General features: G+C 70.7%; 26 protein-coding genes. 17 read left to right on the top strand and 9 right to left on the bottom strand.

What is annotated here, in order from left to right; translation table 11 throughout:
* Positions 1-4: 4 nt before the first annotated feature.
* Both BM430_RS18230 and BM430_RS18225 read right to left on the bottom strand, forming a co-directional pair.
* Positions 5-1219 (bottom strand): ABC transporter substrate-binding protein, encoded by a 1215-nt coding sequence (locus BM430_RS18230; protein WP_093568673.1) that lies wholly within the window; start codon positions 1217-1219, stop codon positions 5-7.
* Positions 1220-1720: 501 nt separating this feature from the next.
* The gene (locus BM430_RS18225) at positions 1721-2512 is read right to left on the bottom strand and encodes a crotonase/enoyl-CoA hydratase family protein (protein WP_093568672.1); all 792 of its coding nucleotides are present in this window, start codon (positions 2510-2512) and stop codon (positions 1721-1723) included.
* 137 nt (positions 2513-2649) lie between these two features.
* Here BM430_RS18225 and BM430_RS18220 point away from each other — a divergent pair, with 137 nt between their 5' ends.
* The 4 genes from BM430_RS18220 to BM430_RS18205 are packed head-to-tail and all read left to right on the top strand — an operon-like array spanning position 2650 to position 6252.
* Entirely contained in the window at positions 2650-3621 is a 972-nt protein-coding gene (locus tag BM430_RS18220) for a 3-hydroxyacyl-CoA dehydrogenase NAD-binding domain-containing protein (RefSeq protein WP_093568671.1), read from the top strand.
* A gap of 26 nt (positions 3622-3647) precedes the next feature.
* On the top strand, positions 3648-4529 hold the full coding sequence (locus BM430_RS18215) for a beta-keto acid cleavage family enzyme (RefSeq protein ID WP_093568670.1): 882 nt from the start codon (positions 3648-3650) through the stop codon (positions 4527-4529).
* A 12-nt stretch (positions 4530-4541) separates the two neighbouring features.
* Positions 4542-5759 (top strand): ABC transporter substrate-binding protein, encoded by a 1218-nt coding sequence (locus BM430_RS18210; RefSeq protein ID WP_093568669.1) that lies wholly within the window; start codon positions 4542-4544, stop codon positions 5757-5759.
* Positions 5760-5790: 31 nt separating this feature from the next.
* Positions 5791-6252 carry a DUF3237 domain-containing protein gene (locus BM430_RS18205; protein ID WP_093568668.1) on the top strand — a complete coding sequence of 154 codons (462 nt, stop codon included), beginning with the start codon at positions 5791-5793 and terminating at the stop codon, positions 6250-6252.
* Positions 6253-6257: 5 nt separating this feature from the next.
* Here the strand turns inward: BM430_RS18205 and BM430_RS18200 are convergent, their stop codons facing one another.
* Positions 6258-7247 carry a PAS domain-containing protein gene (locus BM430_RS18200; RefSeq protein WP_177303093.1) on the bottom strand — a complete coding sequence of 330 codons (990 nt, stop codon included), beginning with the start codon at positions 7245-7247 and terminating at the stop codon, positions 6258-6260.
* A 607-nt stretch (positions 7248-7854) separates the two neighbouring features.
* On the opposite strand from BM430_RS18200, the gene BM430_RS18195 reads away from it, so the two are divergent.
* Together BM430_RS18195 and msrA are read left to right on the top strand one after the other, a co-directional pair.
* Positions 7855-8112, top strand: a complete 258-nt coding sequence (locus tag BM430_RS18195) for a hypothetical protein (protein ID WP_093568666.1) — start codon at positions 7855-7857, stop codon at positions 8110-8112.
* A 131-nt stretch (positions 8113-8243) separates the two neighbouring features.
* A complete protein-coding gene (gene msrA, locus BM430_RS18190) occupies positions 8244-8903 on the top strand; it encodes a peptide-methionine (S)-S-oxide reductase MsrA (protein ID WP_093568665.1) in 660 nt (219 codons plus the stop codon).
* 57 nt (positions 8904-8960) lie between these two features.
* Here the strand turns inward: msrA and mepA are convergent, their stop codons facing one another.
* Entirely contained in the window at positions 8961-9881 is a 921-nt protein-coding gene (mepA, locus tag BM430_RS18185) for a penicillin-insensitive murein endopeptidase (protein ID WP_093568768.1), read from the bottom strand.
* 215 nt (positions 9882-10096) lie between these two features.
* On the opposite strand from mepA, the gene BM430_RS18180 reads away from it, so the two are divergent.
* Complete coding sequence (locus tag BM430_RS18180) at positions 10097-10471, top strand: PRC-barrel domain-containing protein (RefSeq protein ID WP_244539546.1); 375 nt, start codon at positions 10097-10099, stop codon at positions 10469-10471.
* 169 nt (positions 10472-10640) lie between these two features.
* Here the strand turns inward: BM430_RS18180 and BM430_RS18175 are convergent, their stop codons facing one another.
* On the bottom strand, positions 10641-11018 hold the full coding sequence (locus BM430_RS18175; RefSeq protein ID WP_093568663.1) for a hypothetical protein: 378 nt from the start codon (positions 11016-11018) through the stop codon (positions 10641-10643).
* Between the two features lie 17 nt (positions 11019-11035).
* Positions 11036-11449 carry an EVE domain-containing protein gene (locus BM430_RS18170; protein WP_093568662.1) on the bottom strand — a complete coding sequence of 138 codons (414 nt, stop codon included), beginning with the start codon at positions 11447-11449 and terminating at the stop codon, positions 11036-11038.
* A 303-nt stretch (positions 11450-11752) separates the two neighbouring features.
* Between BM430_RS18170 and BM430_RS18165 the strand changes: the two genes are divergently transcribed.
* Complete coding sequence (locus tag BM430_RS18165) at positions 11753-12358, top strand: LysE family translocator (protein ID WP_244539540.1); 606 nt, start codon at positions 11753-11755, stop codon at positions 12356-12358.
* Between the two features lie 77 nt (positions 12359-12435).
* On the opposite strand, the gene secB is transcribed toward BM430_RS18165, so the two are convergent.
* The gene (secB, locus tag BM430_RS18160; protein WP_093568660.1) at positions 12436-12933 is read right to left on the bottom strand and encodes a protein-export chaperone SecB; all 498 of its coding nucleotides are present in this window, start codon (positions 12931-12933) and stop codon (positions 12436-12438) included.
* A 490-nt stretch (positions 12934-13423) separates the two neighbouring features.
* Between secB and BM430_RS18155 the strand changes: the two genes are divergently transcribed.
* From BM430_RS18155 to BM430_RS18115, 9 genes are all read left to right on the top strand, one after another.
* A complete protein-coding gene (locus tag BM430_RS18155) occupies positions 13424-14143 on the top strand; it encodes a Tim44/TimA family putative adaptor protein (RefSeq protein ID WP_177303099.1) in 720 nt (239 codons plus the stop codon).
* Between the two features lie 123 nt (positions 14144-14266).
* Complete coding sequence (locus tag BM430_RS18150) at positions 14267-15505, top strand: murein transglycosylase A (RefSeq protein WP_093568659.1); 1239 nt, start codon at positions 14267-14269, stop codon at positions 15503-15505.
* Positions 15502-16134 (top strand): Smr/MutS family protein, encoded by a 633-nt coding sequence (locus tag BM430_RS18145; RefSeq protein WP_093568658.1) that lies wholly within the window; start codon positions 15502-15504, stop codon positions 16132-16134. Before BM430_RS18150 ends, BM430_RS18145 begins: the two co-directional genes overlap by 4 nt.
* A 520-nt stretch (positions 16135-16654) precedes the next feature.
* Positions 16655-17968, top strand: a complete 1314-nt coding sequence (gene rho / locus BM430_RS18140; protein ID WP_093568657.1) for a transcription termination factor Rho — start codon at positions 16655-16657, stop codon at positions 17966-17968.
* Between the two features lie 329 nt (positions 17969-18297).
* Positions 18298-19611: a tRNA uridine-5-carboxymethylaminomethyl(34) synthesis GTPase MnmE gene (mnmE, locus tag BM430_RS18135; RefSeq protein ID WP_093568656.1), complete on the top strand. Its 1314-nt coding sequence runs from the start codon at positions 18298-18300 to the stop codon at positions 19609-19611.
* Positions 19612-19698: 87 nt separating this feature from the next.
* On the top strand, positions 19699-21582 hold the full coding sequence (gene mnmG / locus BM430_RS18130; protein WP_093568655.1) for a tRNA uridine-5-carboxymethylaminomethyl(34) synthesis enzyme MnmG: 1884 nt from the start codon (positions 19699-19701) through the stop codon (positions 21580-21582).
* The gene (gene rsmG, locus BM430_RS18125; protein ID WP_093568654.1) at positions 21579-22220 is read left to right on the top strand and encodes a 16S rRNA (guanine(527)-N(7))-methyltransferase RsmG; all 642 of its coding nucleotides are present in this window, start codon (positions 21579-21581) and stop codon (positions 22218-22220) included. The genes mnmG and rsmG overlap by 4 nt, the downstream gene beginning before the upstream one ends.
* Entirely contained in the window at positions 22217-23065 is an 849-nt protein-coding gene (locus BM430_RS18120) for a ParA family protein (protein ID WP_093568653.1), read from the top strand. The genes rsmG and BM430_RS18120 overlap by 4 nt, the downstream gene beginning before the upstream one ends.
* Before the next feature lie 37 nt (positions 23066-23102).
* Entirely contained in the window at positions 23103-23990 is an 888-nt protein-coding gene (locus BM430_RS18115; protein ID WP_093568652.1) for a ParB/RepB/Spo0J family partition protein, read from the top strand.
* A gap of 49 nt (positions 23991-24039) precedes the next feature.
* Here the strand turns inward: BM430_RS18115 and holA are convergent, their stop codons facing one another.
* Positions 24040-25068, bottom strand: coding sequence for a DNA polymerase III subunit delta (holA, locus tag BM430_RS18110; RefSeq protein ID WP_093568651.1), 1029 nt, complete (start codon positions 25066-25068; stop codon positions 24040-24042).
* A gap of 28 nt (positions 25069-25096) precedes the next feature.
* Entirely contained in the window at positions 25097-25633 is a 537-nt protein-coding gene (lptE, locus tag BM430_RS18105; protein WP_093568650.1) for an LPS assembly lipoprotein LptE, read from the bottom strand.
* Between the last annotated feature and the right edge of the window lie 211 nt (positions 25634-25844).

Genomic DNA, 25844 nt, shown 5'->3' with positions numbered 1-25844 from the left:
GGGGTCAGCCCTTCACCAGCGGGCAGCCGCCCTCGGAGAGCGGGCGCCAGGCTTCGTCCGCCGGCACGGTGCGCACCGGCTTGAAGTAGTCCCAGCCGCCCTTGCTCTCGGCTGGGGTCTTGGTCTCGAGCAGGTACATCGGGTGCAGCTTGCGGCCGTCCTCGCGGATGCGGCCCTTGCCGAAGATCGGATCGTCGGTCGGCATCGCCTTCATGGCCGCCACGACGGTTCGGCCGTCGCCGGCATCCTTCACGGTGCCGAGCGCCTTCAGGTAGTGCTCCACCGCCGAGTAGATGCCCGCCTGCATGTCGTTCGGCATGGCGTGGCGCGGATGGCGCGCCGCGTAGCGCGCCGCGAAGGCGCGGGTGCCGTCGTTGAGGTCCCAGTAATACGGCGTGACGATGTAGACGCCCTGCGTCGCCTTGAGGCCGAGCGCCGGCATGTTGGTGATGTTGAGGATCAGCCCGGCGAGGCGCTGGCCCGGGGCGATGCCGAACTCCGCCGCCTGCTTGAGGGCGTTCGAGGTGTCGTCGCCGGCATTGGCGAGCCCGATCACGTCGGCGCCCGATCCTTGCGCCTGGAGCAGGAAGGACGAGAAGTCGGCGGTGCCGAGGGGATGGCGCGACGACCCCTTCACGCTGCCGCCCATGGCCTTCACCTCGTCGGCGGCCGAGCCTTCGAGGTCCTTGCCGAAGGTGTAGTCGGCGGTGAGGAAGTACCAGGATTTTCCACCCTGCTGCACCAGGGCCTTCGCCAGCGCGTGGCCGAGCGACCAGGTGTCGTAGGTCCAGTGCACGGTGTTGGGCGAGCATTGCTTGCCGGTGAGCTCGGCGGTGCCGGCGCCCGAGCCGATGAACACCTTGTTCTTCTCCCGCGCCAGGTTCGCCACGGCCAGCGCCACGGCTGAGTTCGGCACGTCGAGGATCAGGTCGACGCCGTCCTGGTCGAACCAGCGCCGGGCGATCGAGGCGCCGATATCGGTCTTGTTCTGGTGGTCGGCCGAGACCAGCTCGACCGGCCGCCCGGCCTGCTTGGCGAAATCCTCGATCGCGAGCTGGGCGGCGATGACCGAGCCCTGGCCCTGGTAGTCGGCATAGGGGCCCGACATGTCGTTGAGGACGCCGATCTTCACCGCCCGCTCGGCGGCGGTCGCGGGGGCGAGGAGGGCGAGGAGGGCGGCGAGGGCCGGGGCGAGCCGGCGGATGGCGTGGCGGGGCATGGGTTCCTCCGGGGGTGATTGGGCCGGTCTTGGTGCCGGGTTCTGTGGGTTCGTATTGTCTTTGTGATGTTTTTTATTGACACAACGAAGCATAAGAAGTCGCGGGATCCCCTCTCCCGTGTGGGAGAGGGGTAGGGGTGAGGGTGCTACGCTTCAGTATAGAGCGCTGGTCGTCGTGCTCGCAGCTCTAAGCTTTGTGCTAGACTCGGAACCGTAGCACCCTCACCCCTAACCCCTCTCCCACACGGGAGAGGGGAACAGTGCTTGACTTGTTATCCACGTCGCTTCCGCTTCTCGGGGTCATCCCGGGGCTCGCCGAAGGCGAGAGCCCGGGGTGCCGAAGGCACGCCCAGAACCGCGGATGGTGCCGAATGAGGCGGGCGCGTCCCGCTCTGTCCTGAACATCCTGAGGTTCTGGATTCCGGGCTCCGCTTTCGCGGCCCCGGAATGACGCGGAGGGTGTCAGAGGCCTGGTGAGACGAGGGGGCAGACGGCCCCCCCTTATTCCCTCACCTTCTTCGCCCGCCCCTCCAGAAACTCCGCCAGCCGGCGCTTCGCCTCGGCGTCGCTCTGGGCCACCGCGGTCATCAGCGCCTCGGTGAGGTAGCCCGTCGCCGGGTCGGCCTCGGCGATGCGCGGCAGGGCGTGGATCAGGGCGTAGTTGGTGAGCGGCGCGTTCTCGGCCGCCCGGGCGGCGAGTGCGATCGCCCGCTCCAGCCCCTCGCCCGCCGGCACGACGTAATGCGACAGGCCCAGGCGCTCGCCGCTCTCGGCGTCGTGGACGCGGCCGGTCAGCATCATGTCGCGCATCCGCGAGACGCCGATCAGCCGCGGCAGCCGCACCGAGGCGCCGCCGCCGACGAAGATGCCGCGCTGGCCCTCCGGCAGAGCGAAGAAGGCGGACGCCTCGGCCACCCGCAGATGCGCCGAGAGCGCCAGCTCCAGCCCGCCGCCGATCACCGCGCCCTTCAGCGCCGCCACCACCGGCACCCGGCCGAACTCGATCTCGTGGAAGGCCCGGTGCCACATGCGCGAATGCAGCATCCCGGCCGGCGCGTCGCGCTCGGTCAGTTCCGCGAGGTCGAGCCCGGCGCAGAAATGCGGGCCCTCCGCCGCGATCACCAGCGCCCGCACGTCGTCGGGCAGGCCTCTCGCGATGCGCTCCAGACCCAGCACCATGCCGTCGTCGAGGGCGTTGCGCTTGTGCGGGCGGTTCAGGGTGACGATCGCCACCGCGTCCCGCCTGGTGACCACCAGGGACTCGGTGCCGAGGCCCGACAGGTCCTCCGCCATCGTGGCGTTCCTCCGATTCTCGCTCCGGCCTGTTCGCGCCGGATTGCCAAACCTGATTTGTAATGTGATATAACTATCTCAACGGGTCAATCGGGCGTCGAGCCCTGACAACCGACCCGATCAGGGAGGGCGCCGCGATGGATGACGCGAGCGAGCCGGCCGGCGTGTATCGCACGGCCATCGGACGGGTGGCGGTGATCGGCACCGGCGTCATCGGGGCGTCGTGGGTGTCGCAGTTCCTAGGCGCCGGCCTCGACGTGACCGCCACCGACCCAGGCCCCGGCGCGGAAGCCCGCCTGCGCGAGACGGTCGCCCGGCACTGGCCGGTGCTCGAACGCATCGGCCTTCAGCCCGGCGCCTCGCCCGAGCGCCTGACCTTCGTGGCCGAGCCGGAAGCGGCGGTGGCGGACGCCGACTTCGTGCAGGAGAACGGGCCCGAGCGCCTGGAGATCAAGCGCGAGACCTACCGCCGCCTCGACGCCGCGGCGGCGCCCGACGTGGTGCTGGCGACCAGCTCCTCCGGCCTCACCCCGAGCGCGATCCAGGATTCCTGCCACCATCCCGGCCGGGTGGTGCTCGGCCATCCCTTCAACCCGCCCCATCTCGTGCCGCTGGTCGAGGTCCTCGGCGGAGCCAAGACCGACGAGGGCGCCGTCGCGGCCGCGATGGGCTTCTACGCACGCATCGGCAAGCGGCCGATCCGGCTGCGGCGCGAGCTCGTCGGCCACGTCGCCAACCGGCTCCAGGCGGCGCTCTGGCGCGAGGCGTTCCACCTCGTCGGCACCGGCGCCGCGACGGTCGCCGACATCGACGCGGCCATCGCCCACGGGCCGGGCCTGCGCTGGGCGCTGATGGGGCCGTGCCTGCTCAACCACCTGTCCGGCGGTCCCGGGGGGCTCGCCCACACCCTCGACCATCTCGGGCCGCTGATGGAGGCGATGTGGGCCGATCTCGGCGACCCGCGCCTGACGCCGGAACTCAAGGCCACCCTCGTGCGCGGCCTGGAGCAGGCCCTCGACGGGCGCGACCAGGACGCGATGGTGGCCGAGCGCGACCGGCTGCTCGTCGACCTCGTGCGGCAGAAGCGCGACGCGCCGGAGCTGCCGTAACCAGAAGTTCAACCAGGGAGGACAACATGGCCAAGGTGATCGTGACGGTGGCGCCGACGGGCGGCATGGCCTCGAAGGCGCAGAACCACAACCTGCCGACCCAGCCGCAGGAAATTGCCGATTCGGTGCATAAGTCGTGGAAGGAGGGCGCGGCGATCGCGGCGCTGCACGCCCGCCGGCCCGACGACGAGGCGACCTGCAACGACGAGATCTATCGCGACATCAACCGGCGCATCCGCGAGCGCTGCGACATCATCCTCAACAACTCGACCGGCGGCGGATCGAGCGGCGACATGCTGGTGCCGCGTCCCGACGGACTGTTCGAATCGAGCTTCGAGGAGCGGCTGAAGGGCTGCGAGGCCGGGGCCGAGATGGCGACCTTCGACGGCATGACCTTCGCGGACGTGCATGGCGGCCGCGAGATCGTCGTCATCACCACGCCGAGCCGCTGCGAGGCGCTGGCCAAGCGCATGCAGGAGCGCGGCATCAAGCCGGAATGGGAGGTGTTCGGGCCCCAGCACATCCTGCAGGACGTGACCCGGCTGATCGAGAAGGGCTACGACAAGCCGCCCTACTACATCAACATGGTGCTCGGCGCCGACAAGGGCTTCCAGGGCGCGATGCCCTATTCGCACGACATCCTGGCGGCGATGATCCGGATGCTGCCGCCGCAATCGATCTTCTGCGTCTCCGGCATCGGCCCGGCGCAGCTGCCGGCGACGACGCAAGCCATCCTGCTCGGCGGCCATGTCCGGGTCGGGCTCGAGGACAACAACTACTATTCCCGCGGCCAGCTCGCCACCAACGAGCAGCTCGTCGCCCGCACGGTGCGGATCATCAAGGAGCTCAACCACGAGGTCGCGAGCCCGGGCGAGGCCCGGGAGATCCTCGGCCTCAAGGCCGTCTGAGGGGAGGACAGGATGCGCGCCCTCCGCTCCGCCCTCCTCGCGGGCCTGATCGCCTTCGCGCCGGCCGTCGCCGGGGCGGAGGGCGCCGTCTCCGGCGACCGCGTCAAGATCGGCGTGCTCGCCGACATGTCGACCGCGATGTCGGACAATTACGGCACCGGCAGCGTCACCGCGGCGCGCCTCGCGGTCGAGGATTTCGGCGCGACGGTTCTCGGCAAGCCGATCGAGATCGTCGCCGCCGACCACCAGAGCAAGCCGGACGTGGCGAGCACGCTCGCCCGGCGCTGGTACGACGTCGAGGGGGTCGACATGATCACCGACCTCGGCAACTCGGCGGTGGCGCTGGGCGTCCAGGCGCTCGCGAGGGAGAAGGGCCGGCTGGCGCTCATCACCGGATCGGGCTCGACGGTGATCACCGGGGCGCAATGCTCGCCGAACGGCGCGCTCTGGGTCATCGACACCTTTGCGCTGTCCCGCGCCATCGCGAAACCCCTGGTCGAATCGGGCGAGAAGACCTGGTTCTACGTCGTCGCCGACATCACCCTCGGCAAATCCTTCGTCGCCGACGTGACGCCGGTGGTGACGAAGGGCGGCGGCAAGGTTGTGGGCCAGGTCTTCCACCCCCTGCTCTCGCCCGACCTGTCGTCGCAGATCCTGCAGGCGCAAGCCTCGGGCGCCGGGGTGATCGCTTTGTTCAATGTCGGCGGCGACGCGATCAACGCGGTCAAGCAGGCCTCCGAGTTCGGGGTGCTCGGCGGCAAGCAGAAGCTCGCCGGCTTCTACATGACGGCGGTCGATGTCCACGCGCTCGGCCTCAAGGTCGCGGGCGGGCTCTACCTCGCGGAAGCCTTCTACTGGGACCAGGACGACGCCGCCCGCGCCTTCGCCAAACGGTTCTACGAGCGCCAGCGGGCGATGCCGAACAGCTACCAGGCCGGCGTCTATTCGGCGGTGACGCACTACCTGAAAGCCGTCAGGGCCGCCGGCACCGACGCGGCCGAACCCGTAATGGCGAAGATGCGCGAGATCCCGATCGACGACGTCATGACCAGGGGCGGCCGCCTGCGGCCGGACGGGCGGGTGATCCGCGACGTCTCGCTGTTCCGGGTCAAGCGCCCGGAGGACTCGAAGGGCGAGTGGGACGTGATGGAGCGGGTCGCGACGCTCTCGGGCGACGACGCCTTCCGGCCGATCGGAGAGAGCGACTGCCCGCTGGTGAGGGGCAAGTGAGGGTGGCGACGCTGAGAGTGGAGAGGCCGTGATGCTCCCCGTCCCCACCCTGGAGCACGTCTTCGACGCCCGCATCGCGGTCGCGACCCCCTACGAGGTCGGCGCGACGAGCGCCGGGGCCCGGCGCGTCATCGCCATCACCGGGGGCACCGTGTCGGGGCCTGCCCTGTCCGGCCGGGTCCTGCCCGGCGGGGCCGATTACCAGACCATCGCGGCGGACGGGCTCACCCAGCTCCACGCCCGCTACGTGATCGAGGCCGCGGACGGCGCCCGGATCTACGTCGAGAATACGGGCCTGCGCTTCGGGCCGCCCGAGGCGCTGGAGCGCCTGCGCCGAGGAGAGCCGGTCGATCCGGGCCTGATCTACTTCCGCACCGCGCCCCGGTTCGAGACCGCCTGCCCGCACCTCGCCTGGATGCAGACCAGCCTGTTCCTCGCCACCGGGGCCCGGGCGCCGGACCACGTGGCGCTCTCGGTGTTCCGGGTCGGGTGACCCCGTCACTCCGCCAGCGCCACCGCCACTGCGCCCTCGACCAGGGTGAAGACGATGCCGGCCCGGCGCAGGGCCGTGAGCACGTGCGGACGGGAGCGCGAGGACGGCCCGTCGGATTCCTCCTCCAGGCGCCGCACGGTGGAGAGCGACAGGCCGCTCTCCCGCGCGAGGTCGTTCAGCGTCCAGTCGAGGAGGCCGCGGGCCGCCCGCAGGTGGCAGCCCTCGATCGCCCGCTCGACCGGGATCGCCGCCTCGACCTGGCGCGGCGCGACGTCCCGGTCGGCCTCGGCCGCGAGGGGCGTGATCACGGCGGTCCAGCAGACCGGATCGGGGGTGCCGTCGCGCAGGGGCACCAGCGTCATGCGGAACCGCGCCGTCCCGCCCTCGGCGAGCCGCAGGGTCGGCGCGATGCTGAACGGCTGGCCCAGGGCGGCGAGGCGGGGCAGCTCGTCGCGCCAGCGCGGACGCTCCTCCGGCACGATCGGGCTGAGCCAGTCCGCCCGCACCTCCTCGCGGCGCAGGCCGACGAGGGCCAGGAAATCCGCCCCGTACTCGGTCAGCGGCAGGCTCGGCTCGGTGTGGATGAAGACCTGCGCCTCCCGCGCCAGGCTGGCCCGGCGCTGCTGCTCCAGGCGGTGCATCTCGGCCAGGCGCTCGCGGTCGGTCACGTCGAGGAGCACGCCCGTCGCCGCGATCGGGTGCCCTTCCGGGCTGAAGAAGACTTCGCCGCGGCTCACCACCGTGCGCGCCGTCCCGTCCGGCCGGATCAGCCGGACGGTGTGGCTGCCGAGGATCCCGGCCTGGACGATCTGGGCGGCGTCCTCGAGCACGTCGCGATCGGCCGGGTGGACGAGGCCGAGCAGGCGCTCGTAGCTCGCCGGCTCGCGCTCCGGGAGGCCGAGCAGCCGGTAGAGCCCCGCCGACCAGACCTGCCGGCCGGTGACGAAGTCCCAGCGCCAGGCGCCGGTCAGACCGAACGCCTCGATCAGGCGCATGAAATCGTTCGACGACAGCTCCGCTGGCCGGGGAGTGACGCGAGGATCCAACGAGTACAGGGTCATCGGGCGCCGGTCCGGGTCTCGATCCACCCTGTGCCGGGTCGCCGGCCTGGACGGCGCTGCCGCCGCAAGCCGCGATCCGCCCGTGCGCCGCACGTCCGAATTCCGCTCTCCAAGGCAAATTTTCCTAATTTCAGCTGTCGCGACCGGGCGCGAATAGGCCGACATGCCGCAAAGTCATGGGATTGTAGGCCAGATGATCCCGGCCGATCAACCATGCGTGGGTGAGTCACGGAAGTCGCATCGCGGCCTGCGCAGTCCCCAGGTCCGCCATCCGTCGGTGGCGCGTCGAAGCCCGCATCGTCGTGTCCGCCCACGATCGACGGGGGCGGTACGGCCCGCCTGCGTCACGGCGCAGCGGCGGGTCGGCGGCACGTCGGGGAACAAAGACAAAATTTCTCTCTGCGAGCTTTCTGGCAGCAAACATCTTCTCTGTTGCAGCTAAAAATAGAAAACTGCGTCTATTGCTGCGAGGCCCCCGCCAGACCTATCTACAAGGCCGAAGCTTCGCTCCGCGGAGCCGTGCGTCATCCCGGAATCGACCATGCGTCCTGCCATCTTCGATCCGTTCGGCGAGCGTCTGGACCTGCGTTCCCCGCAGGAGACCGGGCAGGCGGCCGCACGCCGCCGTCCGGTCCGGACCCGGCGGATCGTCGGTGTCGTGCTGTTCTGGGCCCTGGCAGCCGGGCTGATCACCGCCCGCGGCGCCTTCTTCGATCCGAGCACCGCCTTCGGGCCCGACGCCCCTGCCCGCGTCGCCGCCACGGACGCGCCGGCCGCGCAGGCGGCGGTTCTTCGCTGACCCCTCGTCACCGATACCTGCGCTGACGCGACGCCCTTCAGATCAGAGGCGCCGCACCCCACATCAGGTCGTGTTCAGAGGCGTCTCGCCTCCGGAGCCGCGAGGCTCCGTATCCGTACCGGAGCGACCCGATGCTGTTCTTCCGCAAGCGCGCCGAGATGCCGAGCCCCGACCAGATCCTGCCGGGGCGGCCCACCCCCCTGCCGACGGCGGAGCGGCACTTCGTCAACGGCCATCCCCTCAAGGGCCCCTACCCGGACGGCGTCGAGACGGCTGTCTTCGGCCTCGGCTGCTTCTGGGGCGCGGAGCGCAAGTTCTGGCAACTGGGTGACGGCGTCTTCGTCACCGCCGTGGGCTACGCCGCCGGCACCACCCCGAACCCGACCTACGAGGAAGTCTGCTCGGGGCTCACCGGCCACAACGAGGTCGTGCTCGTCGCCTACGATCCGCGCGTGATCCCGTTCTCCGCCCTGCTCAAGACCTTCTGGGAGAGCCACGACCCGACCCAGGGCCTGCGCCAGGGCAACGATGTCGGCACGCAGTACCGCTCGGGCATCTACCTGCCCGACGAGACCCGCCGGGCCGAGGCCGAGGCCTCGCGCGACGCTTACGCCGCCGCCCTCAAGGCCCGCGGCTACGGCCCGATCACCACCGAGATCCGCGACGGCGGCCCGTTCTACTTCGCCGAGGAGTACCACCAGCAGTACCTGGCGAAGAACCCCGGCGGCTATTGCGGCCTCGGGGGCACCGGCGTGTCCTGCCCGATCGGGGTCGGCGTCGCGGCGGAGTAAGCGCGCGAACCGGGGCTTGGGTAGCGGGACCGGAGCGTTGCCGGTCCCGGCTGGCCGTCACCGCGCCTTCAGCACCGTGCGGCACGCATCCGGCAGGCCGGCGAGCGTCATCGGCGGGCGCGGCTTGCCGGGCGGGCGGGGCTTCGGGTTCAGCACCGCGTCCGTGAACCAGTAATCGAGCTCGGCGCCGCAGCCGTCGCCGGCGGGCGGCGGGTCCTGGTCGTGGCAGGCTGACTCGCCCGCCGGGCAGTCGAGCCGGATGTGGAAGTGGTAGTTGTGGCCGTAGATCGGCCGCACCTTGGTGAGCCAGCTCCGGTCCGATCCCGCCTCGCGGCACAGGGCCCGCTTGATCGCCGGGTTGACGAAGATCCGCGCCACCTCCGGCTCGCGCGACACCATCTTGATCAGCCGCAGGTGCTCGGGCAGCCACACGGCCGGGTCGATGTCGCGCCGGTCCGGCCGCACGACGTTGGTGGCCGACATCTCTTCGCGCTCGGCCCGGGTCAGGCGCCGGTCCGGCATCGGGGTCAGCCAGATGTCGGCGTCGAGGCCGAGCTGGTGCGAGGCGTGGCCGGTCAGCATCGGCCCGCCCCGGGGCTGGGACATGTCGCCGACGAGGAGCCCCGGCCAGCCTGCCTTGCGCGGCGCCTCGGTGGCGATCTTTTCCAGGAAATTGACGAGCCGCGGATGGCCCCAGTTCCGGTTGCGCGACAGGCGCATCACCTGCCAGGTCGCGCCGTCGATCGGCAGCGCCTCGGCGCCGGCCACGCAGCCGCGCGCGTAGCCGCCGATCGCCTGCGGCGGCAGGGCGGCGGGCGTCGTCGCGCGGCCGAACAGGGCCTTGGCCGGCGTCGAGGGATCGTCCGGGTTGGCGAGCGGCGGCAGCGGCTTCGGGGTGAGGGTGCCGCGATCCTGCGCCAGGGCGGGCGCGACGAGCGCGAGGAGGGCCGTCAGGACGGCGGCACGGCGAATCGGCATGGACCGCGGAAGGAAGGAGCGCAGGAGCATGGCCGCAGCCTAGCGCCCCGATCGCCCGGGGGGAACTGCCCCGCTGCCCGCCATTCGCCGCAGCGTTCCCTCCGGGCCCGGCTCCGGAACAGGCTCCCCCGCGGCAGCGTTGCCGGGGAAGAAACGAACGGATCTGGAGAGTTCCGATGACCACCGTCGCACCGACCGTCGGCGATCGCTCCGACATGGGCAGCACCACCACCAGCGAGACCAACGCGCTGATCGCCAGCGACCGGGTCGAGGGCACCGCCGTGCGCCGTCCGAACGGCGACAGCATCGGCCGCATCGAGCGCCTGATGATCGAGAAGGCCACCGGCAAGGTGGTCTACGCCGTGATGAGCTTCGGCGGCTTCCTCGGCATCGGCGAGGGCTACCACACCGTCCCGTGGTCGACCCTGCGCTTCGCGCCGGAGCTCGACGCCTACGTCCTCGACCTCACCGAGGAGCAGCTCCGCGCCGCGCCGCCGGCCTCGGCGGAGGGCAACGACCCCTCCTACGACCGGAAGTGGGAGGAGCACGTCCACCAGTATTTCAACGCCACGCCGTACTGGAGCATCTGATGCGAGTTCCGAACGATCAGTTCGGAAATTGTATCGCCAGCCCGCGCGGTGGAGCCTCCGGCTCCACACACGTGAGCGAGGCTGATTTCCGCATCGCGAAAGCGATTGCGCAGCAATCGCCGAGCGATCAATCGGAAATCGTATGACGCTTATCGGCGGAGGCAGCCTCTCACGGCGCCTCCGCCGGCACCCCCGACAGGGTCCAGCGGCACAGGCTCGTCTCCTTGACCTTCAGGCAATCGTAGGCGGTGCCGCCGACCACCACCCGCTCGGCATTGCCCTCGATCCGGTCGCGGCCGACCCGCGTGCAGCCGAGATGGTCGGCCTTCGGATCGGAGAGCCGCGTGCGGATCGCGGCGGGGTTGCCCCCCGTCTCCGCCATCAGGATGCGCAGGTTCGACAGCGCCCCGCAGGTCAGGACCTTCTCGGGCCCGGCGGGCTTGGCCGGTGCCTTGGGGTCCGGAGTTCTGGGCTTCTGCTGGGCGCCCGCCGGTTGCGCCAGCAGCGCGAGGACGAGCAGTCCGCACCCGGCGAGAATGCGCCTCACGCCAGCCGCCTCATCGATCAGAGGCCCCCCATGCGGCGCACCAGCGCCCACTCCGCCTCGCTGACCGGCTGAACCGACAGGCGCGAATTGTTGACGAGCACCATCTCGCGCAGAGCGGGCTCGGCCTTGATCGCCTCCAGGCTGACGGGATGGGGCAGGCCTGCGACCGCCCTCACATCGACCATGCCGAAGCGGCCGCTCTCGTCGGTATGGTCGGGGTAGTAGGTGCGGATCACCTCCACGATGCCGACCACCGCCTTGCCCTCGTTCGAGTGGTAGAAGAAGCCCTGCTCGCCGAGCCGCATCGCCTCGAGGTTCTTGCGGGCGACGTGGTTGCGCACCCCGTTCCAGAACGTTCCCGCCGCGCCGGCGGCGACCTGGTCGTCCCACGACCAGACCGAGGGCTCGGACTTGTAGAGCCAGTACGCCATCCCGTCGTCTTCCTCTCGCGCGACGCGCAGATGTTCTCGCGCGCCAAACCGATCGAAGGTGGCAGCGCGCACGGCCCCCATCGCCCGATCCGGGGGCGGGAGTCCAGGGGGCAGGGCCGGGTCGTCCTGCGGTCACCTGACCCAGGGTTCATCGAAATGGCCGGCAGCCCGGCCGCGACCTGGAGTGTGGACTGACAGCAGGGCGCGAGAGCATCGCCGACCCGATCGCCGATGCCGCGAGCACGGCCTCGGAACCGTGTATCATCGCACCGGCGGCCTATGACGGCGCGGAGCGGATCGAGCGTGGACTGGACCTGGTTTCTCTCGGCGGGCGCGTTCGCGGTCGCGATGTCGGCGACGCCCGGCCCGAACAACACCATGGTGGTGGCGTCCGGCGCGACCTACGGCTTTGCCCGCACCGTACCGCACATGCTCGGCATCGCGGCAGGTTTCCCCGTGATGCTGGTTGTCCTCGGCACCGCCGGCCTGCCGCTGCTCACCGACCCACGAGTCCACGCGGTGCTGAAATGGGCGGGTGCGGCCTACCTGCTCTGGCTCGCCTGGAAGATCGCGAGCTCCGATTCCGATCCGGCCGACCCCGCGACGACGGCAAGTCGTCCGCTCGGCTTCCTGCAGGCGGCCCTGTTCCAGTGGGTGAATCCGAAGGCCTGGATCATCGCCGCGGGCGCGCTCGCCACCTATACGGCGCAAGCGGAGGCCGCCCCACTCGCCGCGACGCTCGCGCTCGCGATCCTGTTCGGGCTCGTCGCCCTGCCCTGCTTGGGCTTTTGGACGCTGATCGGCGTCGGTACCGCCCGGGTGCTGAGGACGCGGCGCGCCTTGCGGGTGTTCAACCTCGCGATGGCGGGGCTGCTGGTGGCATCCCTGGTGCCGACCCTGAGGGATTAGGGATAACGGCCGCGTTTCCCGTGAAACACTTTTCGAGGGTGCGCGAGCCGGGACTCCCGGCCCGCGCGATCACCATGTTACGCCACGCCGCCCTGCGCCTGGGCCTCGGCGGCCTTCTGACGGTAGAGGCCGACGAAGTCGATCGGGTCGATGTAGAGCGGCGGGAAGCCGCCGTTGCGCACCGCGTCGGCGATGATCTGGCGGGCGAACGGGAACAGCAGCCGCGGGCACTCGATCATCACCGCCGGGTGCATCTGGTCCTGCGGGATGTTGCGCAGGCGGAAGATGCCCGCATAGGTCAGCTCGAACGCGAACAGCACGTCGCCGCCGGTCTGGGCGTCGCCCTCGAGGCGCAGCTCGACCTCGAAATCCTCCTCGGCGAGCTGCCGGGCGTTGACGTTGACCTGGATGTTGATCTGCGGGCCCTGCTCCTGCGGCTGCAGCGAGCGCGGGGCGTTCGGGTTCTCGAAGGAGAGGTCCTTGGCGTATTGCGCCAGGGCGTTGAGGGTCGGGGTGAAGTCTTCGGGCTGCGCCGCGGCGCCACCGTTGCCGTTCGGGAGCGGGGAATCGGCCATGGCGGAGGGTTCCTTCGAGGGCTGGACGTAAACGACGGGCCGGCGCGCGCTGGCGCGAAAAACGGCGCGCGCGTCGGCGGCGTTGCGGCTATCATGCCCGCAGGCCGCGAACAAGCAGAGGCGCCGATCATCCCTTTTGCGCCACAACCCCGGCCTTCCCGATACAGCGGCAGGCCGGCTTCTCCGGCAAAGCCCAGCGGGATCGAGGCCGGGAACACGGCCAAGGAACACCGCCAAGGAACACCGCCAAGGAACACTGCATCGTCGCGCGCGGGCGCCTGGATACGGCAGGGCCCCGGCCCCATATCAACCGAATGGCCCGCGGTGCGGCGCCGGCCGGACGCTTGCCACGCCCCGGTCCCGGTGCCAAAGCCGTCGATGCGCCGCAGATGTCGCAAGCTGTGCCGGGGCGGTCGGGGATGCCACGCGTGACGCCGCCAAGGAAGCCGCCAAGGACGCCGCCAAGAACGGATCGATGAACGGATCGATGATGCAGGACTCCCTCGACCTTACGACCCTCATCTTCCTCGGGCTTGCGGTCTTCGTGATCTGGAAGCTGCGCTCGGTCCTCGGCCAGAAGACCGGGAGCGAGCGGCCGCCGTTCAACCCGCTGGCCCGGCGCGAGGAGCCCCCGGCGGCCCCCCGCGACGGCGACAACGTCGTGCGGCTGCCCGGTGCCGGCCCCGAGCGCGGCGCCGCCGCGCCGGTCGCCACCGCGGTGCCGCGCAACTGGAAGGGCGTGATCGAGCCGAACTCGCCCGCCGCCCGCGGCCTCGACCTGATCATCCAGCAGGAGCCGACCTTCGATCCGCGCGGCTTCACCGACGGCGCCAAGGTCGCCTACGAGACGATCGTGACGGCCTTCGCCAAGGGCGACCGCAAGACGCTCAAGACCCTGCTCTCGCGCGAGGTCGCGGACGGGTTCGAACGGGCGATCCAGGGCCGCGAGCGCGCCGGCCAGACCGTCGAGACCACCTTCGTGTCGATCGACCGGGCCGAGATCGTCGGGGTCGACGTGCGCAACCGCGTGGCCCAGGTCACCGTGCGCTACCTCTCGAAGCTGATCACCGCCACCCGCGGGCCGCAGGGCCAGGTCGTCGACGGCAGCCCCGAGAAGGTCGTCGACGTGACCGACGTCTGGACCTTCGCCCGGACGCTGGGCAGCCGCGACCCGAACTGGCAACTCGTCGCCACGGAAGCCGGCCACTGACGGCGCCGGCGGCTTGATCGGCCGCCGGCCCTCGGCGACACTCCCTCCGTCGCGAAGGCTCCTTCAAGTCCTGCGCGACGCGACCAGAGCACAGCATTCCCGGGGCCGGAGCCCGACAAGCCCATGCCACCGGCCTTCGGCCCCTTTCCCGCCGCCAGTTCCGCGATCGGACGCGCGTCCGCCGGGCTGGCCCTCGCCGCCCTCCTCGCCGGCGGCGCCGTCCCGGCGGATGCGGCCCCCCTGCGGGTCGGCGAGGCCATCCTCGAACCCGTCCCCCTCGCCGCCCTGCCGGGTTTTTCCGGCGACGACCTCGCGGCGGCTCTCACGACCTTCCGGGCGACCTGCGCGGCCCCTGCCGGCCCGGTTCTCTCCGAGGCGGCGCCGGGCGCGCCGAGCCAGGACCTCGCCAGTGCCTGCAAGGCCGCGGCCGACGTGGCGCCGGAGGCGGCCCGCGCCTTCTTCGAGCGGAACTTCTCAGCCTACCGCGTCCTGCGGCCGAACCGCGACGCGATCCCTGAGCGCACGAACGGCTTCCTCACCGGCTATTTCGAGCCCGAACTCACCGGTTCGCCGGTCGCCACGCCGGACTTCACCGTGCCGGCGCTCGCGCGCCCGGACGACCTCGTCTCGCTGGAGCCCGGCGAGACCCGGCCCGGCCTCGACCCTTCGCTTCGCGCCGCGCGCCGCGACGGGGATGCCTTCGGGCCCTATCCGGACCGGGCGGCGATCGAGGACGGCGCGCTCGGCGCCCGCGCCCGCCCGCTCCTCTGGCTGCGCGACGCCGTCGACCTCCTGGTGCTGCAGGTCCAGGGCTCCGGCCGGGTGCGCCTGCCCGACGGCCGCTCCGTCCGCCTCGCTTATGACGGTCGCAACGGCCGGGCCTACACCTCGGTCGCCCGCCTGATCGTCACGGGCGGCCACCTGCCGCTCGAGGGCCTGACGCTCGCCCGCTGGACCGGCTGGCTGCGCGCCAATCCAGGCCTCGCCCGCGACCTGATCCGCCGCAATGCGTCCTACGTCTTCTTCCGCCTCGACGAGAGCGTGACCGAGGGGGCCGGCCCCCGTGGCGGGGCCGGCGTGCCGCTGACCGCCGGGCGCAGCCTCGCGGTCGATTCTACCCTGTGGCGCTACGGCCTGCCGTTCTGGCTGGAGGGTTCGCTGCCCGACCCGGAGGGAGGCAGCACGCCCTTGCGCCGCCTCGTCGTGGCGCAGGATACCGGTTCGGCGATCCTCGGGCCGGCCCGCGGCGACCTCTATCTCGGCACCGGCGCCCGGGCGGGCGCGGTCGCCGGCCTGCTGCGCGATCCCGCGCGCTTCGTCGTGCTGCTGCCGAAGCAGGGCGATGCGGGAGCCGCGCCGTGACCGAGCCGCCCCGTTTCCGGCGTCGGCGCCGGCTCTCCGCCGAGGAGACGCGGCTCTGGGCGGAGATCTCCCGCCTGGTCACCCCCTTGCGTGGGCGGGCCGTCCCCTCCTCCCCTCCCCCGCCGCCGGAGCCTGTCTCCGCGCCGGCCCCGCTCGCCGTGACGGTGCGACCCGGTCGTCCCGCCGCGAAGACGCCGGCTCCGAAGCCAAGTTCGGTCTCGAAGCCAACTCCGGTCTCGAAGCCAAGTCCGGTCCCGACGCCCCCTCCGCCCGCGCCGGCCCTGCCGCCGCTGGCGCCCCTTGAGCGGCGGGTGCGCACCGCCCTGCGCCGCGGCTCGCGCAGCGTCGACGCGTCGATCGACCTGCACGGGATGCGCCAGAGCGAGGCCCATGCGGCGCTGATCGGCTTCCTGCACCGCTCCCGGGCCCAGGGCCACGCAGTGGTGCTGGTCGTCACCGGCAAGGGCGGGGCCGGCGGCGATCCTTACGGCGAGCGCGGCGTGCTGCGCCGCAGCGTGCCGCATTGGCTGCGCCTGCCCGAATTGCGCCCCCTGGTCGTCGGCTTCGAGGAGGCGGCCCACCATCACGGTGGCGGTGGCGCGCTCTATATCCGGCTGCGCCGCCGCTGAGCCGCACGCCGGCAACCGCATCATTGCTGATGCAGCCACCCGCGATACTGGGCTTTTCCGTCGCAATACCTCGACACCGGTCGGAACAAGCCTGAAGCTCGGCGGGGCTGGGATGATCGCCGGTCGTGACCTGGGGGTTAAACCTTCCATATGTTAATGCGGGCTCGCGACGACTGCGCCGATAGTTCACCATGCTTCGGGTGCGGCCGGAGCATCCGCATCGGGTCCGCCGTCTCTAAGATGCCGCCGCACCGCGCCTCTCCCCACTTTTCCGCAGTCGCGGACTTGAGTCGACGACGAGGACCCGTTACATAAAGTCGTTCCCTCCTCCATCGTCACGTCACGTCGCATCCAGGGCCTCTCGGCTCCTCCACGCGACCTCCGGGACACTCAGGCGACGATTTCGCGACCGGTGCCCGCTTCGGCCGCCCCGTTGCTCTCCGCTCAACGCCGCGTCCTGCGGCGGCCGGACCTGTCCTGACATGACGCTCCCCGCTTCGCCCCCGCACCCCGATATCCCATGATCGAAGACACCCTCGCCCCGATCGAGACCCCCGCCGCCCCCGCCATGCGCGAGGTGAAGCTGCAGGATCTCAAGTCGAAGACACCGACCGAACTCCTCACCTTCGCCGAGGAGGTCGAGGTCGAGAACGCCTCGACCATGCGCAAGCAGGAGCTGATGTTCGCGATCCTGAAGCAGCTCGCTGCCAAGGACGTCGAGATCATCGGCGCCGGCACGGTCGAGGTACTGCAGGACGGCTTCGGCTTTCTGCGCTCCTCCGACTCGAACTACCTGCCCGGCCCCGACGACATCTACATCTCGCCGACGCAGATCCGCCGCTTCGGCTTGCGCACCGGCGACACCGTCGAGGGCCCGATCCGCGGCCCGAAGGACGGCGAGCGCTACTTCGCGCTGCTCAAGGTCAACACCATCAACTTCGAGAACCCGGACAAGATCAAGCACAAGGTCCACTTCGACAACCTGACGCCGCTGTTCCCCACGCAGCGCTTCAAGCTCGAACTGTCGGAGCCGACCCGCAAGGACTTCTCTCCCCGGATCATCGACATCGTCGCGCCGATCGGCAAGGGCCAGCGCGCCCTCATCGTGGCGCCGCCGCGGACCGGCAAGACGGTGCTGATGCAGAACATCGCCCAGTCGATCACCCTGAACCACCCCGAGTGCTACCTCATCGTCCTGCTCATCGACGAGCGGCCGGAAGAGGTCACCGACATGCAGCGCTCGGTGAAGGGCGAGGTGATCGCCTCGACCTTCGACGAGCCGGCGACCCGCCACGTCCAGGTCGCCGAGATGGTGATCGAGAAGGCGAAGCGCCTGGTCGAGCACGGCCGCGACGTCGTCATCCTGCTCGACTCGATCACGCGCCTCGGCCGCGCCTACAACACCGTGGTGCCGTCCTCCGGCAAGGTGCTGACCGGCGGCGTCGACGCCAACGCCCTGCAGCGGCCCAAGCGCTTCTTCGGCGCCGCCCGCAATATCGAGGAGGGTGGGTCCCTCACCATCATCGCGACCGCGCTGATCGACACCGGCTCGCGGATGGACGAGGTAATCTTTGAGGAGTTCAAGGGCACCGGCAACTCCGAGATCATCCTGGACCGCAAGGTCTCCGACAAGCGCATCTTCCCGGCGATCGACATCACCCGCTCCGGCACCCGCAAGGAGGAGCTGCTGGTCCCGCCGGACTCGCTCAAGAAGACCTATGTGCTCCGCCGCATCCTCAACCCGATGGGCGTCACCGACGCGATCGAGTTCCTGCTCGACAAGCTGCGCCAGACCAAGAGCAACGGCGACTTCTTCGACTCGATGAACACCTGACCCGACCGCTGGTCGCGGTCACCCGAACGACTTGCGCGGCGCCCCGAGAAGGGCGCCGTTCTCGTTTGGATAGGGTGCGTAAGATTGATATCTGCGCCCCCTCCCCTCTTCTCTCCTCCCACCCACGCCCTCAGGATGAGGGCGTGGGTGGGAGGAGATATCCTGGATTGGAAGCGGTTCGGGGTTGCGTTCCGGAGCGTCGCTTGCAAAGCAGCATCGGCGCATCGAGATCGAAGCACCCGTTCGGCATCGTGCCTGGATCCGTGCTTAGCGACGGCACGCGGATCCCCGATCCGGCGCTCCCCCAAAGCCTGCTGCCCTCACGCCCGATGCATGCCCCCGACACCATCTTCGCTCCCGCCACCGGCTACGGCCGCACAGCCGTTGCCGTCGTACGGATCAGCGGGCCACAGGCCGGCTCGGCCCTAAGGGCGCTGATCCGGGCACCGCTGCCCGCCGCGCGGCGTCTCTCTCTGCGTACCCTGCGCGAGCCCGAGACCGCGGAGCTGCTCGATCACGCCCTCGTCGCCTGGCTGCCCGGCCCCGGCACCGCCACTGGCGAGGACATGGTGGAGCTGCACCTCCACGGCGGTCCGGCGGTACGGGCGGCGGTCCTGCGCAGCCTCGGGGGGATGCCCGGCCTCGTGCCGGCCGAGCCGGGTGCCTTCACCCGGCGCGCCTTCCTCAACGGCCGCATGGACCTGACCGCCGTCGAGGGACTGGCCGACCTCATCGAGGCCGAGACCGAGGCCCAGAGGCGTCAGGCCGTCCGCCAGCTCGACGGCGCCCTCGGCCGCGCCGTTGAAGGCTGGCGGACGTCCCTTCTCGACATTCTCGCCGGAACCGAGGCCGCGCTCGACTTCTCCGATGAAGGCGATATCGACGACGAGGCTCTGACCGCATCCGGGCGGGACGCCGCGGCGCGCATCCGCGAGGCGATCCGGTCCGCCCTCGCCGACAGCCGCCGGGGCGAGCGCCTGCGGGACGGATTCACGGTGGTGCTCGCCGGCGCGCCGAATGCCGGCAAGTCGACCCTGCTCAACGCGCTGGCCCGACGCGACGTCGCGATCGTCTCGGCGATTCCCGGGACGACGCGGGACGCGATCGAGGTTCGATGCGATCTCGGCGGTTTGCCGGTTCTGCTGGTCGACACGGCGGGCTTGCGCAACAGTACGGACGCGATCGAGGCGGAGGGCGTGGCGCGCAGCCGGCGGCGCATCGATCAGGCCGATCTTGTCCTATGGCTGCGCGAGCCGGACGGCGAGGCGCCCCCTTCCCTCTCCGTCCCGGTGCTCGTCGTCGCCACCAAGCGCGACCTGCCAGGACCGTTCGTGGCCGATGAGCTTCCGATCTCGGCCCGGACAGGCGCCGGTCTCGACCGGCTCCTTGGCGAGATCGAGCGCCGGGCGGAAACCTCCCTCGGCAGCGGAGACGCGCTCGTGACGCGCGAGCGGCAGCGGCTCGCTCTCGAACGCTGTCTCCATCACCTCGATCGCGTCGTCACGCATGGCGCCGAGCTGCCGGCCGAATTGGTAGCCGAGGATCTGCGCCTCGCCGTGCGAGCCTTGGGCGAGGTGGCCGGCCGCGTTGGCGTCGAGGAGATGCTGGACCGGCTCTTCTCTAGCTTCTGCATCGGCAAGTGAGCGGTCTGTCCGTAGTGTTTTCACGTGAAACGCGGGATCGGACGGCAGCGAGATTGACGCGGCCGCAGGAGACCGCCTAATCACCGCATGCTCACTGACGATTCTCTCCCCCGCGACGTGATCGTCGTCGGCGGCGGGCATGCGGGCGCCGAGGCGGCCGCGGCGGCCGCGCGCTACGGCGCTCGCACGACCCTGGTCACGCACCGCCGCGACACGCTCGGGGCGATGTCCTGCAACCCGGCCATCGGTGGCCTCGGCAAGGGTCACCTCGTGCGCGAGGTCGACGCCCTCGACGGGCTGATGGGCCGCGTCGCCGACCGGGCCGGGATCCAGTTTCGTCTGCTCAACCGCCGCAAGGGCCCGGCCGTACGCGGACCGCGCACGCAGGCCGACCGCAAACTCTACGCGCGGGCGATGCAGGCCGCCTTACGCGACACGCCCAACCTGACGATCGTCGAGGGCGAGGTCGCGGATCTCACCATCGCCGGCGGGCGGGTGGCGGGCGTCGTGCTCGCCGACGGCCGCACCCTCCCCTGTCGTGCCGTGGTCCTCACCACCGGCACCTTCCTGCGTGGCCTGATCCATATCGGCGAGTTCACAACACCAGCTGGCCGGATCGGCGAAGGACCGGCGCTCGGCCTTTCGGCGACCCTCGACCGGCACGGCTTCGCCCTCGGCCGCCTCAAGACCGGGACGCCGCCACGTCTCGACGGCCGCACCATCGACTGGCACGGCATCGACAAGCAAGCCGCCGATGACGAACCGGTGCCGTTCTCGACCCTGACCGAACGCATCACGACGCCGCAGATCGAGTGCGGCGTGACCCGGACGGGCCAAGTGGCGCATGACCTGATCCGCGCCAATCTTCATCGCTCGGCGATGTATTCCGGCGGCATCACCAGCCGCGGGCCGCGCTACTGTCCGTCGATCGAGGACAAGGTGGTGCGCTTCGGTGACCGCGACGGGCATCAGATCTTCCTGGAGCCGGAAGGCCTCGACGATCCGACGGTCTACCCGAACGGGATCTCGACCTCCCTGCCCGAAGATGTCCAGGCCGGCATCGTCCGGTCGCTGCCCGGTTGCGAGCGGGCGGTGATCCTGCGCCCAGGCTACGCGATCGAGTACGACTACGTCGATCCGCGCGAACTCGATCCGACCTTGCAGACCCGCCGGATCGCTGGCCTGTTCCTGGCCGGCCAGATCAACGGGACCACAGGCTACGAGGAGGCCGCCGGCCAGGGACTGGTGGCCGGGCTCAACGCCGCCCGGCTCGCCGGCGCGGCGGACCTCGCGGTGTTCGACCGGGCCGGATCCTATCTGGGCGTGATGATCGACGACCTCGTGACCCACGGGGTCAGCGAGCCGTATCGAATGTTCACCTCGCGCTCGGAGTACCGGCTCAGTCTCCGGATCGACAATGCCGACGAGCGCCTGACCGGCCGCGGCCTCGCCCTCGGCTGCGTCTCGCCGATTCGTGCCGCCCATGATGCGGCGCGCCGTGAAGCGCTCCAGGGCGCGCGGCAGAGGCTGGACGAGTTGAGCCTGACGCCGACGGAGGCGCAGCGCCACGGCATCGCCCTCAACCGCGACGGCATCCGTCGGTCGGCCTTCCAGCTCCTTTCCTATCCGGAGATCACGTGGGACCGGCTCGCCGAGGTGTGGCCCGAACTCCGGACCGTCCCCCCTGCCCTCGCCGACCGCCTGTGTACCGACGCGACCTACGCGGTCTACCTCGACAGGCAGCAGGCCGACATCGCGGCGTTCCGGCGCGACGAGGCCGTGGCTCTGCCGGCTCTGCTCGATTACGGCAGCATCGCAGGATTGTCGAACGAGTTGCGGCTGAAGCTCGACAAGGTCCGACCCCTCACGCTCGGCCAGGCTGCTCGGATCGAAGGGGTTACCCCGGCCGCGCTCACCCTCCTTGCCGCCCATGCCCGTCGGGGCACGTCCACGCAGGTCCCGGCCGAATGAAGTCTTCACCTCCCGGTCGTGACGCTGTCCTGCGCGAGGCCGGCGTTTCACGTGAAACAGCCGCGGCGCTCGATCTCTACGTCGCGCAGCTCACGCGCTGGCAATCGATCAAGAACCTCGTCGGCCCCTCGACGCTGGCCGAGGTCTGGACACGCCACGTCGCCGACTCGCTCCAGCTTCTGACCCTCGCCCCGGAGGCGACGCGCTGGCTCGATCTCGGCAGTGGCGCCGGTATCCCGGGATTGATCCTGGCGATTGCCGGCCGCGAACGGCCGGGTTTCCGCGTCGACCTCGTCGAGAGCAACGGTCGCAAGGGCGCCTTCCTGCAGGAGACCGCCCGGCTCACCGGCGCACCGGCGAAGATCCATGTCGCCCGGATCGAGAGCGTGATCGCGGGCTTCACTGATTCGCAGATCGTGACGGCGCGGGCCCTCGCGCCGCTGTCGCAACTCCTCACCTGGACGGAACCCTTGTTGAAAAAAAGCGCCACCGGGCTTTTTCCGAAAGGGCGTGATGTCTTAACCGAATTGACCGAGGCAGAGGAAAGGTGGAGATTCACTGCGGATCTGATCCCGAGCCGGACCGATTCTGAAGCCAGAATCGTCCGCGTCTCCAGAGTGAGCGGCCTTCTCCCATGATCGCGGAATCCCCCGAGTCGCAGGCGAGCGGCAGCCCGCGACCCCTGCGCATCATCGCGCTCGCCAACCAGAAGGGCGGCGTCGGCAAGACCACGACGGCGATCAACCTCGGCACTGCGCTCGCGGCGATCGGCGAGCGCGTGCTGATCGTCGATCTCGACCCCCAGGGCAACGCCTCGACCGGCCTCGGCATCGACCGGCGCCAGCGCCGTCTCTCGACCTACGACGTGCTTGCCGGCGAGGCCCCGCTCGCCGATGCAGTGCAGGCCACGGCGGTGCCGCGGCTCTCGCTCATCCCCTCGACCATGGACCTGCTGGGTCTCGAGATGGCGATGGCGAGTGCGCCGGACCGGGCGCAGCGCCTGCGCCGGGCGCTCGAACCACTCGACCGGAACGAGGCGTCCGAGGACCAGCGTTTCACCTACGTGCTGATCGACTGCCCGCCCTCGCTCAACCTGCTCACGCTCAACGCCCTCGCGGCGGCACACGCGGTGCTGGTGCCGCTCCAATGCGAGTTCTTCGCGCTAGAGGGCCTGAGCCAGCTCCTGCGCACCGTCGAGCAGGTCAAGGGCGCGCTCAACCCGCGCCTGGCGATCCAGGGCGTGGTGCTGACGATGTTCGATCCGCGCAACAACCTGTCGGCCCAGGTCGTGGCCGACGTGCGCGAGTTCATGGGCGACAAGGTCTACGAGACCATGATCCCCCGCAACGTGCGCGTCTCCGAGGCGCCGTCTCACGGCAAGCCGGTGCTGCTCTACGATCTCAAATGCGCTGGCTCGCAGGCCTATCTGCGGCTCGCCTCCGAGATCATCCAGCGGGAAGGCCGCCTGCCGGCCGCCGCCTGACGGCGTACACAGTGGAGCTATGGAGAGGATGAAGGGTATGGCGGAGGAGGGAGCGCGACCGCGCCTGGGGCGGGGTCTCGCGGCGCTGATCGGTGATTTCGGCGAGGAAACTCCGGCCGCTCCCGAGAAGCCGAAGGCCGGCCAGCGGCGCGTACCGATCGAGTTCCTGCGGCCGAACCCGCGCAACCCGCGCCGTCACTTCGCCGAGACCGAGCTCGAGGAGTTGTCGGCCTCGATCCGCACCCGCGGGGTAATCCAGCCGATCGTCGTCCGGGCGCTCGCCAACGTGCCGGACGCGTTCGAGATCGTCGCCGGCGAGCGGCGCTGGCGCGCGGCGCAGCGGGCCGGCTTGCACGAGGTTCCGGTCGTCACGGTCGAGATCGACGACCGCACCTCGCTCGAATACGCCATCCTGGAGAACGTCCAGCGCGCCGACCTCAACGCCATCGAGGAGGCGGCGGGCTACGAGCGGCTGATGAGCGAGTTCCGCTACACCCAGACCGAGCTCGCCGAGATCATCGGCAAGAGCCGCAGCCACCTCGCCAACACCCTGCGCCTGCTGCAGCTGCCGCCCGGGGTGCAGGATCACGTCATCGCCGGCACGCTCACCGCCGGTCACGCGCGGGCGCTTCTCGCCGTCAAGGATCCGGAGGCCGTCGCCCGCCGGGTGATCGACGATGGCATGACCGTGCGCGAGGTCGAGGCCCTGGCCGCCGGCGAGCAGACCGGCACCGGCCCGCGTCCCGGCCGGCCGCGCAAGGCCGCGGTGGAGAAGGACGCCGATACCCGCGCTCTCGAGCGCCGCCTGGAGGATATTTTGGGGGTCGTGGTGTCGATCGATGCCAAGGGCGCCGGCGGCGAGGTGCGCCTGCGCTACACCAGCCTCGATCAGCTCGACGGGCTGTGCCGCCGCCTGGAGATGTGAAGGATCGGGCCGGGCAACGAGCCCGGCCCCGAAGAGAGCAGGGGGCCTGTCAGCCCCGCCGCGCCGCCTCGCTGGCAAGCCGCAGGAAGAGATCGGCCGCGATGGCGTGCGAGAAGTCGCCGCCGGCCCGGCGGGCCCCGAGGACCGCCTCCTGCAGCAGCGACACCGCCCGGCGCAAAGAGGCCGGGCTCCAGCGGGCGAGCTGGGTCTCGACGATCTTCTGGCGCCGGAAATGCAGGCTGCGCCAGCCCGCCACCATCGCGCTTGGGCTCTTGCCCTCGCCGTCGAGGCGGGTGGCGAGGAGGGTGAGGGCGTGGCGGAGCGCACCCCCCAGCATCACCGAGGCGTCCATGCCCTCGATCTGGAAGCGGCGATAGGCGCGCTCGGTTTCCGCGACCCGGCCGGCGAAGGCGGCGTCGATGAGCGCGTTGAGCATCGATCCCGACACGTCGCTGCCGATTGCCTCGACGTCGTCGATGCCGATTTCACCCTGGCCGCGGGCGTAGAGCGCCAGCTTCTCGATCTCGCCGAGGCTCGCTCGCCGGTCGCCGCCAAGGCCGCCGACGAGGAGGTCGCGGGCGTCGCGGGTGATGCGCAAGCCGTCGGCCCGCAGGGTTCGCTCGACGAGGTCGGCCAGGGTGCTGGCATCGTCCGGGTAGCAGGGGATCGCCAGCGCCTTGGGCGAGCGCTCGCAGACGACCCGCAGCGGGGCCGACTTGGCGAGGTCGCCGGCCTCGACCACGATGCGGGTGTCGAGGCCGTCCTGCTTCAGCACCGCCTCGACCGCGGGCGCGTAGTTGCGGCTGCCGGGCCGCACCCAGACCGCCCGCTTGCCGCCGAACAGCCCGACCGTGCCGGCCTCGTCGATCAGGCGGCCGGGATCAGCCGCCAGCACGTCGCCATCGATCTTCACAAGCGCGAACGGGTCGGAAGGGTCGTCGACCGCCTTCTCTGCGAGCAGACGGGCGCGTTCGGTGACGAGGCCGGTATCCGGGCCGTAGACCAGGATCACGGCGATGCGTGGGTCGGGGCCGCGACGCAGCAGCCCCTCGACCTCGCCGGCCTTCACGGCGGTCATGACACGCCTCCGGCGATCGCGCGCGGGCTCAGGGCTGGGTCGCCAGGATCGCGGCGACGCGGGTCTTGATCTGCTCGGAGAGGAGCTTGGCGAGCCGGATCTCGGCGTCGCGGGCGGCGCGCAGGCTGGCGAAGCGTTGGGCCGAGCGGTCGTAGGTCGCGGTGCCCTGGGCGACGCCCTCGGTGATGATGCGGTCGCCGACGAGCGTCTGCACCTTGTAGGAGGCGGTGCCGAGCAACGTCGCCGATTCGGCCCGGCCGGTGATCGAGCTGACGATCGGCGTCTGCACCGTCTCGCTCGCCGCGAGGGTCAGGCGGTACTTTTTCTCCGACGGCTGGCCCGAGCCGTCGAGATCGAAGACCAGCTCGCTGCGCAGGTAGTGGCCGAGGCGCTCCTGCCCTTGCGCGGTCTTCGCCGGATCGACCTGGATCGAGGCCAGCACGGCGCTCAAGGGGGCGCCGGAGGCGGTCGGCCCGTAGAGCGGCCGGAAGCAGGCCGAGAGGCCGAGCGCCAGGGTGGCGACGAGGGTAAGGTTTCGCGCCGTCTTCGCCGTGCTGCCTGCCATGAAGGTCCGTCCTGCCACCAAAGATCCCGTCGCGACGCCGATGCCGTTACCGCTACGCTGAGGCCCTGCCAAGAGGCAAACGGGGCCTCCCGGGTCGCGCCTCAGACTAGCGGAGGGGACCTAAAGAGTCTCTGCGGCAGCAGCAGGGCGCAGATCGGAGCAGGGCGGGAAATCGGGGATGTCGCGGATAAACAAAGGGCCCGGCGATCGG

It is taken from the genome of Methylobacterium sp. 174MFSha1.1 (assembly GCF_900116815.1).
Classification (GTDB): domain Bacteria; phylum Pseudomonadota; class Alphaproteobacteria; order Rhizobiales; family Beijerinckiaceae; genus Methylobacterium.
The sequence above is the reverse complement of the archived record's forward strand: the minus strand, read 5'-3'. Positions and strand labels throughout refer to the sequence as shown.